General features: G+C 64.9%; 14 protein-coding genes. 4 read left to right on the top strand and 10 right to left on the bottom strand.

The annotated features are described in order from the left end of the window. Positions 1 to 200: 200 nt before the first annotated feature. The 8 genes from VGG53_RS16750 to prfB form a co-directional block, all read right to left on the bottom strand. Positions 201 to 1031 carry a maleylpyruvate isomerase family mycothiol-dependent enzyme gene (locus tag VGG53_RS16750; protein ID WP_331519192.1) on the bottom strand — a complete coding sequence of 277 codons (831 nt, stop codon included), beginning with the start codon at positions 1029 to 1031 and terminating at the stop codon, positions 201 to 203. Positions 1032 to 1053: 22 nt separating this feature from the next. Beyond that, on the bottom strand, positions 1054 to 1902 hold the full coding sequence (locus VGG53_RS16755) for a DMT family transporter (protein WP_331519242.1): 849 nt from the start codon (positions 1900 to 1902) through the stop codon (positions 1054 to 1056). Beyond that, a complete protein-coding gene (gene smpB, locus VGG53_RS16760) occupies positions 1899 to 2393 on the bottom strand; it encodes an SsrA-binding protein SmpB (RefSeq protein ID WP_331519193.1) in 495 nt (164 codons plus the stop codon). Before smpB ends, VGG53_RS16755 begins: the two co-directional genes overlap by 4 nt. A 2-nt stretch (positions 2394 to 2395) precedes the next feature. Next, positions 2396 to 3289: a permease-like cell division protein FtsX gene (gene ftsX, locus VGG53_RS16765; RefSeq protein WP_331519194.1), complete on the bottom strand. Its 894-nt coding sequence runs from the start codon at positions 3287 to 3289 to the stop codon at positions 2396 to 2398. Beyond that, on the bottom strand, positions 3290 to 3979 hold the full coding sequence (gene ftsE / locus VGG53_RS16770) for a cell division ATP-binding protein FtsE (RefSeq protein WP_331519243.1): 690 nt from the start codon (positions 3977 to 3979) through the stop codon (positions 3290 to 3292). A 95-nt stretch (positions 3980 to 4074) separates the two neighbouring features. After that, the gene (locus tag VGG53_RS16775) at positions 4075 to 4566 is read right to left on the bottom strand and encodes a hypothetical protein (RefSeq protein ID WP_331519195.1); all 492 of its coding nucleotides are present in this window, start codon (positions 4564 to 4566) and stop codon (positions 4075 to 4077) included. Next, positions 4563 to 5519, bottom strand: coding sequence for a mechanosensitive ion channel family protein (locus tag VGG53_RS16780; RefSeq protein ID WP_331519196.1), 957 nt, complete (start codon positions 5517 to 5519; stop codon positions 4563 to 4565). Before VGG53_RS16780 ends, VGG53_RS16775 begins: the two co-directional genes overlap by 4 nt. Next, positions 5509 to 6615, bottom strand: a complete 1107-nt coding sequence (gene prfB / locus VGG53_RS16785; protein WP_331519197.1) for a peptide chain release factor 2 — start codon at positions 6613 to 6615, stop codon at positions 5509 to 5511. The genes VGG53_RS16780 and prfB overlap by 11 nt, the downstream gene beginning before the upstream one ends. Positions 6616 to 6688: 73 nt before the next feature. Between prfB and VGG53_RS16790 the strand changes: the two genes are divergently transcribed. Continuing rightward, positions 6689 to 8056, top strand: a complete 1368-nt coding sequence (locus VGG53_RS16790) for an FAD-dependent oxidoreductase (RefSeq protein WP_331519198.1) — start codon at positions 6689 to 6691, stop codon at positions 8054 to 8056. Between the two features lie 5 nt (positions 8057 to 8061). On the opposite strand, the gene VGG53_RS16795 is transcribed toward VGG53_RS16790, so the two are convergent. Next, positions 8062 to 8391, bottom strand: a complete 330-nt coding sequence (locus tag VGG53_RS16795) for a hypothetical protein (RefSeq protein WP_331519199.1) — start codon at positions 8389 to 8391, stop codon at positions 8062 to 8064. A gap of 39 nt (positions 8392 to 8430) precedes the next feature. Further along, entirely contained in the window at positions 8431 to 10086 is a 1656-nt protein-coding gene (locus VGG53_RS16800; RefSeq protein ID WP_331519200.1) for an NAD-dependent malic enzyme, read from the bottom strand. 252 nt (positions 10087 to 10338) lie between these two features. Here VGG53_RS16800 and hisN point away from each other — a divergent pair, with 252 nt between their 5' ends. The 3 genes from hisN (at position 10339) to VGG53_RS16815 (ending at position 13871) form a co-directional block, all read left to right on the top strand. Then, complete coding sequence (gene hisN, locus VGG53_RS16805) at positions 10339 to 11133, top strand: histidinol-phosphatase (RefSeq protein WP_331519201.1); 795 nt, start codon at positions 10339 to 10341, stop codon at positions 11131 to 11133. Between the two features lie 75 nt (positions 11134 to 11208). After that, entirely contained in the window at positions 11209 to 12615 is a 1407-nt protein-coding gene (locus tag VGG53_RS16810) for an acyl-CoA dehydrogenase family protein (RefSeq protein ID WP_331519202.1), read from the top strand. A 47-nt stretch (positions 12616 to 12662) separates the two neighbouring features. Continuing rightward, positions 12663 to 13871, top strand: a complete 1209-nt coding sequence (locus VGG53_RS16815; RefSeq protein WP_331519203.1) for an acyl-CoA dehydrogenase family protein — start codon at positions 12663 to 12665, stop codon at positions 13869 to 13871. The last annotated feature ends 19 nt before the right edge of the window (positions 13872 to 13890 follow it).

Consider the following 13890-nt stretch of genomic DNA (forward strand, 5'->3'; position numbering starts at 1 on the left):
CGCTGTGTTGAAACGGCGCTTAATTGGTTGCAACGACGCTTACGGTGGTCTCTTGCCTGCACCGGCACGCTTCCCTTGATTCGATGCGCGAAGTCGAAACCGTTCAGCCCCTCGCACCCCTGCCGAATTTCGGCAAGACAATCAATAGTACCCGCTTTTCAACAGCAGGTCAGGAACGATTCATCCCGACAGGCCGGTGCTCAGATCACGAAATTGACGTGCTCGACAATCCGCGCACCGACCTCCGTGTCACCGCCGAGCTCGACGCCGGCCGTATCGTCGGCACGCCCGCCGGCCAACCGGGTGAATAGCAGACCGTCCAGGCGGATGGTCGCGGTCGGCTCTGACCCGCCGAAGTCGTCCACCACTTGCGCCCGACCGTCGACAGCGACGCGGATCGTCCGCGCCAGCGGACCGGTGAGTTCGATGGCGACTCGGGATCCTTCGGGTGCCTTTCCGAGTTTGCCGACGACGTAGCCCATCGTCGCGGCGATCTCGTCCAGCGAGAGCCGCGCTGCGGGATCGCTCAATTCTGCGTCGGCCGACGGCAACCCCAGGCCGTCGCGGATGTCCTGCTCGTGCATCCAGCAGTCGAAGAGCCGCACCCGCATGAATCGCCCGTAACTCTCCAGGCCGACCGGTGTCGGAGTCGGCGCGTTCCAGTCGTCGACGGACATATCGGTCAGACGTTGCCGCCGATCGGCGGTAACCGAACGGAACCGCTGCTGAAGCGCGGCACCCGATTCGGTGCCGAGGTGACGAACCCAGGCTTCGTTGGCCGCCCCCACGCCGTTGCGCACGTGATCCAACGCCGAGACATCGATGTCGGCGTCGGGCGCGCTCAGTCCCTGCAGCGCCGATTCGGTGCCGACGATGTGGGCGACCACGTTATGCACGCACCAGCCGGGCAGTGGCGTGGGCGTCTGCCACTGCCGTTCGGACAGCCCGCTCAGCAATCGATCCAGGCTCGCCCAGGTACCAAAAAGACCCGACAAGACATCGGACTTATCGAGAACGGTGACACTGCCCATGTCGCAGAATGTTAGACCGACGTCAAGCGGCGGCGATCATGCTGACCGACGCCGCCGCCAACACCATGCCGATCGCCTGCCAGCGAGTCAGCCTTTCGCGCAACACGATGATCGCCAGAATGACCGTCGTGGCCGGGTACAACGAAATCAAGATGCTGGCCAACGACAGCATCCATTTCTGTATCGCCAGCAGCATGCTGACGTTGGCGCAGGTATCGAGCAGCGCCGCGGCAGCCGCCAGCCGCAGTGGCGTTCTGGACGGCAGCCGGAAATTCTTGCTCAGCGCTGCCACGGCGAGCACCAGTACCGTTGCCGTGGCCCGGGCAAAGAACAGCGGCCACAGTCGACACGCCACCGGGGCCTGGTGCAACAGCACGAAATCCAGCCCGAACGCCAGACCCGAGCCGATCGTCAGCCAGGCGACCTTGCTGGTGAATCTGTGGATGCGGACGTCCTGATCGTCTGGGGACTCACGGCCGACAAAGGTGACCGCGAGCATCGCCAGCACCACGCCCACCGACGCTGTCGCGCCGGGGCGTTCGCCAAGCGCTACGCCGACGGCGACGGGCACGGCCGCGTTGAGTACTGCGGCCAGCGGTGAGACCACCGAGATCGGTCCGGCGCTCACGGCCGCATAGAACCAGTACACGCCGGTCGCCTGACTGATCCCGTAGAGCGAACCCCAGAGCACGGCACCCGGATGGATCGGGCCACCAGTGGTGACGGCCAGCGCCCCCAGCAACAACGTTGCGAGCGGGTAGGTCACCAACATGATGCGGAGCGCAGCCGCCCGCCGGCAAGCCACACCCCCAACGAAATCACTGACGCCGTAGCTGACTGCCGAAAGCTGGGCGTACGCCGCGCCGATCAGGTCATGCCCTTGGATCGCCTGCCCAATTCGCGAAGCACTTCGCGTTGAGCGTCGCGCCGCGCCATATCCTGCCGCTTGTCGTGTGCCTGCTTACCTCGCGCTAATGCAAGCTCCACCTTGACTTTTCCTTCAGAGAAATACAGCGACAACGGAACGAGCGCGAGGTTACCATCCTTGATCTTGCCGATGAGCACATCAATTTGGTGCCTGTGGAGAAGTAGCTTCCGGTTGCGGCGCGGCTCGTGGTTGGTCCAGCTGCCGTGGTGATATTCCGGGATGTGCAGGTTACGGAGCCAGACTTCGCCGTCGTCGACGGTTGCGTAGGCATCGGCCAACGACGCCTTACCGTCCCGCAAACTTTTAACTTCAGTGCCGAGCAAAACCACCCCGGCCTCGTACACATCCAGGATCGAGTAGTTGTGTCGTGCCTTGCGGTTGGTCGCCAAAATCTGGCGGGCCGGCGCAGATTTGTTCGGCGACTTTTTAGCCACCGCTACCGCCGCACGTACAGGCGCAACGTGGCGTATGACGTGACCCCGGCCATCGCGACGCCCACCAATAGCAGTAGCGGCGAGATGTAGAGGATATCGGCGTAGTCGATCGGGGCAATCAGATGGGCTTGGTAGAACTGGCGGAGCGCGTTGTCCAGAAACAGCGCTCGCACCACCAGGAGTCCGACGACGGCGATGATGACGCCGAGGGTGGCGGCGACCATGGCCTCGACCAAGAAAGGCAGCTGGGTGTACCAGCGAGTGGCACCGACCAGCCGCATGATGCCGACCTCGGTGCGGCGTGTGTAGGCGGCGACTTGAACCATGTTGGCGATCAACAGAATTGCCCCGACCGCCTGAACCAGCGCGACCGCGAAAGCAGCGTTGGACAGACCGTCCAACACGGCAAACAGCCGATCGATCAGCTCCTTCTGATTGAGCAGATGGTCCACCCCGGGCTGACCTTGCATCGCAGCATCGAATTGAGCGTGCTGCTCAGGGTTTTCGAGCTTGACGATGAACGACGCCGGGAAGGCGTCCTTGCTTGCCAAATCCTTGAACTGCGGGATCTTGCGAATGGCGTCGTTATAGGCGTCCTGGCGATTGAGGAACCGGACCGACTTGACGTCCTTGCGCCCCTCGATCTTCTCGCGCAACGCCTTGCACGGCGCGCTCTCGCAGTTGGCGTCATCGGCCGAAATGTCATTGGTCAGAAAGACCTGCGTCTCGACGCGGTCGAGGTAAATGCTGCGTGAGTGATCGGCCAATCGGACCACCAACAGGCCGCCCCCGAACAGTCCGATCGAGATTGCGGTGGTCAATATCATCGCGATGGTCATGGTGACGTTGCGACGGAGACCGGTCAGGACCTCGTTGAAAAGAAAGCTGAAGCGCACTTAACGGTCCATCCCGTAGACGCCGCGCTGTTCGTCGCGCACCAACCTGCCCAGCGACAGCTCGACGACACGCTGCCGCATCGTGTCGACGATGTGGTGGTCGTGGGTGGCCATCAGCACGGTGGTCCCGGTGCGGTTGATCCGCTCGAGCAAATCCATGATGTCGTTACTGGTCTCGGGGTCGAGGTTGCCGGTGGGCTCGTCGGCCAGCAGGATCAGCGGCCGGTTGACGAAGGCGCGGGCGATGGCCACCCGCTGCTGCTCCCCGCCGGACAGCTCGTGCGGCAGCCGGCTGGCCTTGCCGGACAGTCCCACCATCTCCAGCACGTCGGGCGTCACCCGGTTGATCACGTCGGCGCGCTTGCCGATGACCTCCAGGGCGAAGGCGACGTTCTCGAACACCGTCTTCTGCTGCAGCAGCCGGAAGTCCTGAAAGACGCAGCCGATCACCTGCCGCAGCTTCGGAATGTGCCGTCCGGGCAGCGTGTTGACATGAAACTTTGAAACCCGGACATCGCCGTTGGTCGGCGTCTCGGCCCCCAGCAGCAGCCGCATGAATGTCGACTTGCCCGAGCCGGACGGGCCGATCAGGAAGACGAATTCACCCTTGTCGATCTTGACGTTGACGTTGTCCAATGCCGGTCGCGCCGAAGACTTGTACTGCTTGGTGACGCGGTCGAGGGTGATCATCACGGTCCGCCAGTGTAACCGTGAGTGGCGCGGCAGCCGGGCAGGCCGCCGGGCGACGACGCGACCGCGCCATGGCCGAACGACGACCGAGTCATTCAGCCGGCCGGCGGTGGCGGCGCCAAACCGGGCAGCAGTGGCGGCGGGTTCGGGGGTGGTGGGGCCGGCACCGGACCCGTCGACGTCGTCGCAGGAGCCGGGCCGAACGGCGGCGGCAAGACGATCGGCGGAATCAGCGGCGGCGGCGTGGGTGGCGGCGGCGTGGTGGTCGTCGTCGGTGTCGGCGCGGTGGTCGGCGTCTCCGTCACGGTCACGGTCGGCGGCCCTTGCTGCACTTGGGTGCGCGGGACCCAGGTGTAGTTGGGGTCGGGCACATAGCCGGGCGGCACCACCTGGGTCGCCGGCACCTGGGTGTTGTTCGTCGACTTGCTGGTCTGCTGGTGGTCGTCGTAGACCCACCAAAACGCCAGGAACGCGATCACCAGTACTGCGGTGGAGGTCCGCACCCGCCCGCCGAACAGGTAGTCCGGCCAGCCCCGTTCCACGTTGTCGGCGGCTCGTCTCAGGTGCTTTCGCACGAAACTCGTCACTTCTCGGGTCCTTGGGTCTCGTGCTCGGCGCCGTCGACCGTCGCCGGTTGGTCGATGGCGCCGACCGTTACCGGTGCCTCACGTGCGGTGTCGACGCCGACCTGGGCAAGAGCACGGACCACCAGCGCCCGCAGCCGGCGTCCGGCCTCGAATTGCTTACCGGGCAGCGTGCGCGCCACCAGACGCAACGTGACGACGTCGACCTGGATGCTCTCCACGCCCATCAGCGTCGGTGCGTCCAGCAGCAAAGCGCCCAGCAGGTTGTCGTCGACCGCGCGCTCACACGCCTGCCGCAGCACGTCAGTGATCATGCCCAGGTCAGCGCTAGTGTGCACCGGGATATCGACGACCGCGCGCGCCCAATCTTTGGACAGGTTGACGGTTTTGACGATTTGACCGTTGGGGATGGTGAACAACTCGCCGTCGGAAGAACGCAGCCGAGTCACTCGCAGCGTCACATTTTCGACGGTGCCGCTGGCTTCGGTCGCCGCGACGACGGTCAGGGTCACCAAATCCCCGAAGCCGTACTGCTTCTCCAGGATGATGAAGAATCCGGCCAGCAGATCCCTGACCACCTGCTGAGCGCCGAAACCAAGCGCGGCACCGATCACCGTCGCCGGCGCGACCAGACCTTTCACCGAAACGTTCAAGATGTCGGCCAGTTTTACCGCGGCCATGATCGCGATCAGCACCACCGAGACCCACGAGATCACCGATGCGACCGCCTGTCGGTGCTTGGTGGCCTCCGAGCGCACCAGCGCGTCGCTCTCGGTGAACCGCTCGTCGAGGCGCCCGGTCACCTCCTGCGCGGCCCAGTTGACGAACCGAGCCGCGAGGACGGCACCGATCAGCAGTAGGACAATGCGCAGGCCGCTGCCGAGTATCCAGTCGCGGAGGCCGCCGTGTAGCGCCTCGCGCAGCGGATCAGCTAATACCTTCGTGTCAGTCGTCATCTTTTCTGTTACGCCACCGGATACCCGCTTCCAGGAATCCGTCGATGTCTCCGTCCAGAACGGCAGCGGGGTTGCCCACCTCGTACTCCGTACGCAGGTCCTTGACCATTTGATACGGATGCAACACGTAAGACCGCATCTGGTTACCCCAGGAGCTGCCGCCGTCGCCCTTCAGGGCGTCGAGTTCGGCGCGTTCTTCTAAACGCTTGCGTTCCAACAACTTTGCTTGAAGAACGCGCATCGCTGCCACTTTGTTCTGAAGCTGCGACTTCTCGTTCTGACAAGTCACGACGATACCTGTCGGGATGTGGGTGAGGCGAACCGCGGAGTCGGTGGTGTTCACCGACTGGCCGCCGGGACCACTGGAGCGGTACACGTCGACGCGCAGATCGCCCTCAGGAATGTCGATGTGATCAGTGGTTTCCACCACCGGCAGCACCTCGACTTCGGCGAACGACGTCTGCCGTCGGCTCTGGTTGTCGAATGGGCTGATTCGCACCAACCGGTGGGTGCCCTGTTCGACCGAGAGCGTGCCGTAGGCGAACGGAGCGTGCACAGCGAAAGTTGCGCTCTTGATCCCGGCCTCTTCGGCATAGGACGTGTCGAACACCTCGACGGGATATTTGTGTTGCTCGGCCCACCGGATGTACATCCGCATCAGCATCTCGGCCCAGTCCGCGGCGTCGACACCGCCGGCCCCGGAACGGATGTTGACCAGCGCCTCACGCTCATCGTATTCGCCGGAGAGCAGCGTGCGCACTTCCATCGCCTCGATGTCGGTACGCAGCGTTTTGAGTTCCGCGTCGGCCTCGGCCCTGGCGTCTTCGGCGTTTTCTTCGTCGGCCAGTTCGTAGAGCACCGGCAGATCGTCCAAACGTTGGCGCAGTCCCTCGACCCGCCGCAACTCGCCCTGGGTATGGGACAGCTCGCTGGTGACCCGCTGCGCCCGGGCCTGGTCGTCCCACAGATTGGGATCGGATGCCTCATGCTCGAGCTTGTCTATTCGGCTGCGCAGACCGTCGACGTCCAGTACCCGTTCCACCGTGGTCAGCGTGGAGTCGAGTGCTGCGATGTCAGCCTGACGGTCGGGGTCCACGCCTGATCACGTTACCGGCGACAGAGGCCCGACTGGCCACGGGCGGGCGCGGCGGGCGTTTAGCATCGGGATTATGCGCCCCTACCACGTCGCGATCGTCGGCTCGGGTCCCTCGGGATTCTTCGCCGCGGCATCGCTGCTCAAAGCCGCCGACTCCGACGAGCATCTCGACGTCGCCGTCGACATGCTCGAGATGCTTCCGACGCCGTGGGGTTTGGTGCGCTCCGGGGTCGCGCCCGACCACCCCAAGATCAAGTCGATCAGCAAGCAATTCGAGAAGACCGCCGAGGACGCGCGGTTCCGGTTCTTCGGCAACGTCGTGGTCGGCGAGCACATCACCGCGGCCGAATTGACCGAGCACTACGACGCGGTGGTCTATGCGATTGGCGCGCAAGCGGATCGGCCGTTGAACATTCCCGGCGAACAGTTGCCCGGCAGCGTCGCCGCAGTCGATTTCGTCGGCTGGTACAACGCTCACCCGCACTTCGCGGAGATATCGCCCGACCTCTCCGGCGCCCGCGCCGTGGTGGTCGGGAACGGCAACGTCGCGCTCGACGTGGCGCGCATCCTGGTGACCGATCCCGACGTGCTCGCCCGCACCGACATCGCCGACCACGCACTGGAGTCGCTGCGCCCCTGCGGCGTGGAGGAAGTGATCATCATCGGTCGCCGTGGCCCCTTGCAGACCGCGTTCACCACGCTGGAGCTGCGCGAACTCGCAGATCTGGAGGGCGTCGACGTTGTGGTCGACCCGGCCGACTTCGAGAACATCAGCGACGACGACGCAGCGGCGGTGGGCAAGGTCTGCAAGCAGAACATCAAGGTGCTGCGTGGCTACGTCGGCCGCGAGCTTCGGCCGGGACACCGCCGGATCGTGTTCCGCTTCCAGACCTCGCCGATCGAGATTGCCGGCGGGGAACGGGTGGAGAAAATTGTGCTCGGGCGCAACGAGCTGGTCAGCGACGACAGCGGACGGGTGACGGCCAAGGACACCGGCGAGCGCGAGGAGCTGCCGGTGCAGTTGGTGGTCCGCTCGGTCGGCTACCGCGGCGTTCCCACACCGGGGCTGCCGTTCGACGAGAAGAGCGGGACCATTCCGCACAGCGACGGCCGGGTGGCCGGCAGTCGTAATGAGTACGTCGTCGGTTGGATCAAGCGCGGCCCGTCGGGCGTGATCGGCACCAACAAGCGGGACTCGCAGGACACCATCGACGCCCTGATCGCCGACCTCACCAGCGCCGGAGAAGGCGATGTGGCCGATTTCGGCGACGACCACGCCGACAAACTCACCGATTGGCTGGCCTCCCGCCAGCCCAAGCTCGTCACCGACGCGCACTGGAAGCTGATCGACGAGCACGAACGATCAGCCGGCGAGCCGCACGGCAGGCCGCGCGTCAAACTTCCGAACCTGACCAAGCTGCTGCATATCAGCCACGGCTGACGCGCTCAGCCGGCCGGCGGCTCGGGCGGTGCAAAAGTCCAGTTGTTCGGATTGCGCTGCGAATAGACCACCGGCTTGAGCTCCCCCACCGCCGGCCAGTGCTCGACATCGGCGGTCATCCGCAGATAGACCGTGTAGTCGCTGACAGTTGGTCCGTCGATGACGCCGGTGATCGTCACGTATTGCTCACCGACGGCGTCCGGCCGCGGGCTGACACCGGTGATCAGCAACGTGCCGCTCAGCGATTCACCGCGGGGTCCCTGACGGAACAACCTCGGCGCCAGCAGGCCAACCAGGAGCGCGATGAGCAACAGCACCCAAAGGATTTCCCACACGACGCCATGGTAGGTCCGCCGACGGGCGGCCCACGGCGATCAGGCCGGTATCGGCGGATAGTCGGGTTTCCAGCGCGCCTGCGCGATCCGTTCGGCCAGTTCGTCACTGCTTCTTTGCGGAGCGGCGCCCTCTGCGACGGCCTGCGCCGCGACGGCCTGCGCTATCCGCACGGCCACGTCGGGTGCGTCCGACCACGACGGCAGCAGCGGCTGGTCGGGATCGTCGAGTGCGGGCGACGCGTCACCGAGGGTCGCCGCGGCAACCCGCATCATCTCGTCAGTGACCCTGGTCGCTTGTGCGGCAGTCACAGCCAGCCCGATAGCCGGAAATATGTAGACGTTATTGCATTGGGCGACAGGGTATTCCACGCCGTCGCGGCGTAGTGGCGCGAAGGGAGAACCGGTGGCGATCAATGCGCGTCCGTCGGTCCAGTGATCCAATTCGGCTGGATGGGCCTCCGCGCGGCTGGTCGGGTTGGACAGCGGGAAGATGATCGGTCGCTCGGTTTTGCCGGCCATCTCGCGCACAATGGCCTCGTTGAATGCACCGGCAGCAGTGGATAATCCGAGCAAAACCCCGACGTCGACGTGGTGAACGACGTCAGCAAGCTGCGCCGGACCCGATAGTCCCCAGTCGGCTACCCGCTCAGCGGGCTGTGCGAAGGCACGCTGGGCGGCCGACAAATCGCTACGTTCATCGGTGAGTAGACCTGCCACATCGACGGCCCAGAGCCGTTCTGCGGCAGCCTGTTCGGATAGCCCTTCGTTCGCCATCTCGCGGCGGATCATGTCGAGGACACCGATACCGGCTGAGCCTGCTCCCAGCATCACGACGTTCTGCTGCGACAGCGGGCGGCCGGCGACTTTCGCGGCACCGTGCAGTGCCCCGAGTGCGACGGCCGCCGTGCCCTGGATGTCGTCGTTGAAAGTGAGCAACTTGTCTCGGTAGCGGGCGAGGATCGGCAGTGCGTGCGCGGTCGCGAAGTCTTCCCACTGCAGCAGCACATCAGGAAGCTGTTGTTGCACCGCGCTGACGAACCGGTCGATGAACGCGTGGTACTCCTCATCGTCGATGCGGCGGTGACGCCAGCCAAGGTACTGCGGGTCTTCAAGCAGCTCGACGTTATCGGTGCCCACGTCGAGCACAATCGGCAGCGTGCGAGCGGGATCGATACCGCCGATGAGGGAGTACAGCGACAGCTTGCCGATCGGAATGCCCATGCCGCCGATGCCTTGGTCGCCCAGGCCGAGGATGCGTTGCCCATCGGTCACCACGATCACGTCGACGTGGGGTTGGGGCCGGTTTTGCAACACCTCGTCAAGGCGGTCACGGTCCGGGTAGGAGACGAACAATCCCCTTGGCCGGCGGTAGATTTCGCTGAACCGCCGGCACGCCTCCCCGACGGTAGGGGTATAGACAATCGGCAGGGTCTCCGGGATGTGGTCGTGCAGCACACGGTAAAACAGCGTTTCGTTGCGATCCTGCAACGCACGCAGATAAATGTGCTTGTCAAGATCGTCGCGTCGGGTGGAGAACTCGTGCCAGCAATGCGCTACCTGCTCGTCGAGGGTCTTCACCGCGGTCGGCAGCAGCCCCAGCAGACCGTACTTGCGGCGCTCGGCCTCCGAGAACGCCGTCCCCTTGGTCGTCAACGCATCGAAAAGGGCGGCTTGCCCTCGCTTTTCGTCACCCATGATCGGCGTCCCTTCTGTGCGACCGTGTCTTCGGCGCCTACGGCGACAGAAGGTGACGGAGCTTTCCGATCATCGCCGATCCGTTCCACGGCGCAATCGAAATCTTGCATCCGTTGCGAGTGAGTGACTCGCACCCCATCTCGGGGTTGTTCCCCAACCGCAACAGCTTGCATCCCCCGGCTGAACGGATTCGAAACAGGCGCACATTGCGCAAGAATGCGATAGTCGACCAGCCCGAGGAAAGTAGGTCAGATGAGTCACGACGACCTCGCGGTGGCCCTGACCCTGGCCGACCAGGCCGACGCGGTGACAATGGCTCGCTTCGGAGCACTTGACCTGCAGGTCGACACCAAACCGGACCTGACGCCGGTGAGCGACGCAGATCGGTCGGTCGAAACCGGTTTGCGGGGGACGCTCAGCCGAGCCCGGCCCGGTGACAGCGTCCTCGGTGAAGAGTTCGGCGGATCGACCACTTTGGCCGGCCGGCAGTGGATCATCGATCCGATCGACGGCACCAAGAACTTCGTGCGCGGCGTACCGGTATGGGCCAGCCTGATCGCGCTGCTCGACGACGGCGTGCCCGGAGTCGGGGTTATCAGTGCGCCTGCGCTGAATCGACGTTGGTGGGCCGCCGCCGGTGCGGGCGCGTTCGTGGCGGTCGGTGCCGTTGCGGCCCGTCGGCTTTCGGTTTCTTCAGTGGCGCAACTGAATTCCGCCAGCTTGTCGTTCTCCAGCCTGTCCGGCTGGAACCGGCTCGGTCTGCGAGACAGCTTCCTGGACCTCACGGATGAGGTGTGGCGGGTACGCGCCTTCGGCGACTTCCTGTCCTACTGCTTTGTGGCCGAGGGCGCGGTCGACATCGCCGCCGAACCGGAAGTGTCGGTGTGGGACCTGGCGCCGCTGGACATCCTGGTGCGCGAGGCGGGCGGAACCTTCACCAGCCTCGCCGGCGACGCTGGCCCGCACGGCGGCAGTGCGGTGGCGACCAACGGCCTGTTGCACGACCAGGTTTTGGCCCGACTGGCCGCCGACCGGTCGAACCTGTGAACTAGTTAACAATTGCCACTATCTTACTCCTGAGTAAGATACAGTCATCGCATTGCCCCAACGACCGAGGCTGTCATGACAAACACTGTCACCCCCACGACCGGCTCCCCTAACGGCGCAAAGCCGCGCAAACGCGCAGGCCGCAAGTCCGCCGTCGGCGAGTACAAGCACAAGCGAACCGGCATCGACGTAGCGCTGGGCCTGCTCACGCCGATCGTCGGCCAGGAGTTCCTGGACAAATACAACCTGCGCGATCCGCTCAACCGGACCCTGCGCTACGGCGTCAAGACGATGTTTTCCACCGCCGGAGCAACCAGCCGCCAGTTCAAGCGCGTGCAGCACCTACGCAGCGGACCGACGCGGCTGAAGACCAGCGGCAAGGACTACTTCGACCTGACTCCCGACGACGACCAGAAGCTCATCGTCGAGACCGTCGAGCAGTTCGCCGAAGAGGTTTTGCGCCCCGCGGCCCACGACGCCGACGCCGCCGCCAGCTATCCCCCCGACCTGGTGGCCAAGGCCGCCGAGCTGGGAATCACGGCGATCAACATTCCCGAGGATTTCGACGGCATCGCCGCGGAGCGGTCCAGCGTCACCAATGTGCTGGTTGCCGAGGCGCTCGCGTACGGCGACATGGGGCTGGCTCTGCCGATCCTGGCGCCGGCCGGTGTCGCCGCGGCGCTGACCCACTGGGGCAGCGCGGACCAGCAGGCCACTTACCTCCAGGAGTTCGCCGGTGAGAACGTCCCGCAGGCCTGCGTGGCGATCGCCGAGCCGCAGCCACTGTTCGACCCGACGGCGCTGCGCACCACAGCGGTGCGCACACCGAGCGGCTACCGGCTGGACGGCGTCAAGTCTCTGGTGCCGGCCGCGGCGAACGCCGAATTGTTCATCGTCGCTGCCCAACTCAACGGCAAGCCGGCGCTGTTCATCGTCGAGTCGTCGACCAACGGCCTGACCGTCAAGCCCGACCCGAGCATGGGCGTGCGGGCCGCCGCGTTGGGCAAAGTGGAACTCGACAACGTCGTCGTACCGGTGAGCGCGCGGTTAGGCGGAGATGAGGCCAGCGACGCGGATTACTCCGAGGCCATTGCGCTTTCGCGGCTGGGCTGGGCGGCACTGGCCGTCGGCACGTCGCACGCGGTGCTCGACTACGTCATCCCGTATGTGAAAGAACGTGAAGCCTTCGGCGAGCCCATCGCGCATCGTCAGTCGGTCGCGTTCATGTGCGCCAACATCGCCATCGAACTCGATGGGCTGCGGTTGATCACCTGGCGCGGTGCGGCCCGGGCCGAGCAAGGCCTGCCGTTCTGCCGCGAAGCCGCGTTGGCCAGACGGCTCGGCGCCGACAAAGGCATGCAGATCGGCCTGGACGGCGTGCAACTGCTCGGCGGGCACGGTTTCACCAAGGAGCACCCGGTTGAGCGCTGGTACCGCGACCTGAGGGCCATCGGTATCGCCGAAGGCGTCGTAGTCATCTAAGTCCCCGGTCTCAAAAACAACGGCAGACCCGCAACGAAAGACCAATCATGGCAATCAATCTGGAACTTCCCCGCAAGTTGCACGCGGTGATCGACAAGGCGCACCAGGGTGCCGCCGAGATGATGCGGCCGATCGCCCGCAAATACGACCTCAAGGAGCACGCCTACCCGGTCGAGCTCGACACGCTCTCGGAGTTGTACACCGGGGCCTCGGAGTCGAACACGGTCGAGATGTCGGGCGCCAACTCCTTCCGGAGTGGCGACGAGGATGAAGGAAACCGCAACGGCGCCAACATGGGCGCGGCCCTGCAGGCCCTCGAGGCCAGCTGGGGTGACGCGGCGATGCTGCTGTCAATGCCCTTCCAGGGCTTGGGCAATGCGGCGATCTCGGGTGTTGCTACCGACGAGCAGTTGCAGCGCCTGGGCCGGGTCTGGGCGGCCATGGCGATCACCGAGCCGGGATTCGGGTCCGACTCGGCGGCGGTGTCCACCACGGCCAAGCTCGACGGCGACGAGTACGTGATCAACGGCGAGAAGATCTTCGTCACTGCCGGCTCACGGGCAACCCACATCGTGGTGTGGGCAACGCTGGACAAGTCCAAGGGACGCGCGGCGATCAAATCGTTCGTCGTTCCCCGCGAACACCCCGGCGTCACTGTGGAGCGGCTGGAGAACAAGCTCGGCATCAAGGGCTCGGACACCGCCGTCATCCGGTTCGACAACGCCCGCGTGCCGAAAGACAACCTGCTGGGCAACCCGGAAATCGAGCCCGGCAAAGGGTTTTCCGGCGTGATGGAAACCTTCGACAACACCCGGCCACTCGTCGCGGGCATGGCGATCGGGATCGCCCGCGCCGCACTGGAGGAGTTACGCACAATCCTGACCGACGCCGGCGTCGAGATTTCCTACGACAAGCCGTCACACGTGCAAAGCGCTGCCGCGGCGGAGTTTCTGCGGATGGAAGCCGACTGGGAGTCCAGCTATCTGCTGATGCTGCGGGCCGCGTGGCAGGCCGACAACAAGATCCCCAACTCCAAAGAAGCGTCGATGTCCAAGGCCAAGGCCGGCCGGGTCGGCAGCGACATCACTCTCAAAGCGGTCGAATTGGTCGGTACCACCGGCTATTCCGAGACCACGCTGCTGGAGAAGTGGGCCCGCGACTCGAAGATCATGGACATCTTCGAGGGCACCCAGCAGATCCAGCAATTAGTTGTGGCCCGCCGCCTGCTCGGCCTGTCCTCGACCGAGTTGAAGTAATCCGGTCAGGCGTACCTCA

The sequence above is a fragment of the Mycobacterium sp. genome (genome assembly GCF_036490025.1).
Classification (GTDB): Bacteria; Actinomycetota; Actinomycetes; order Mycobacteriales; family Mycobacteriaceae; genus Mycobacterium.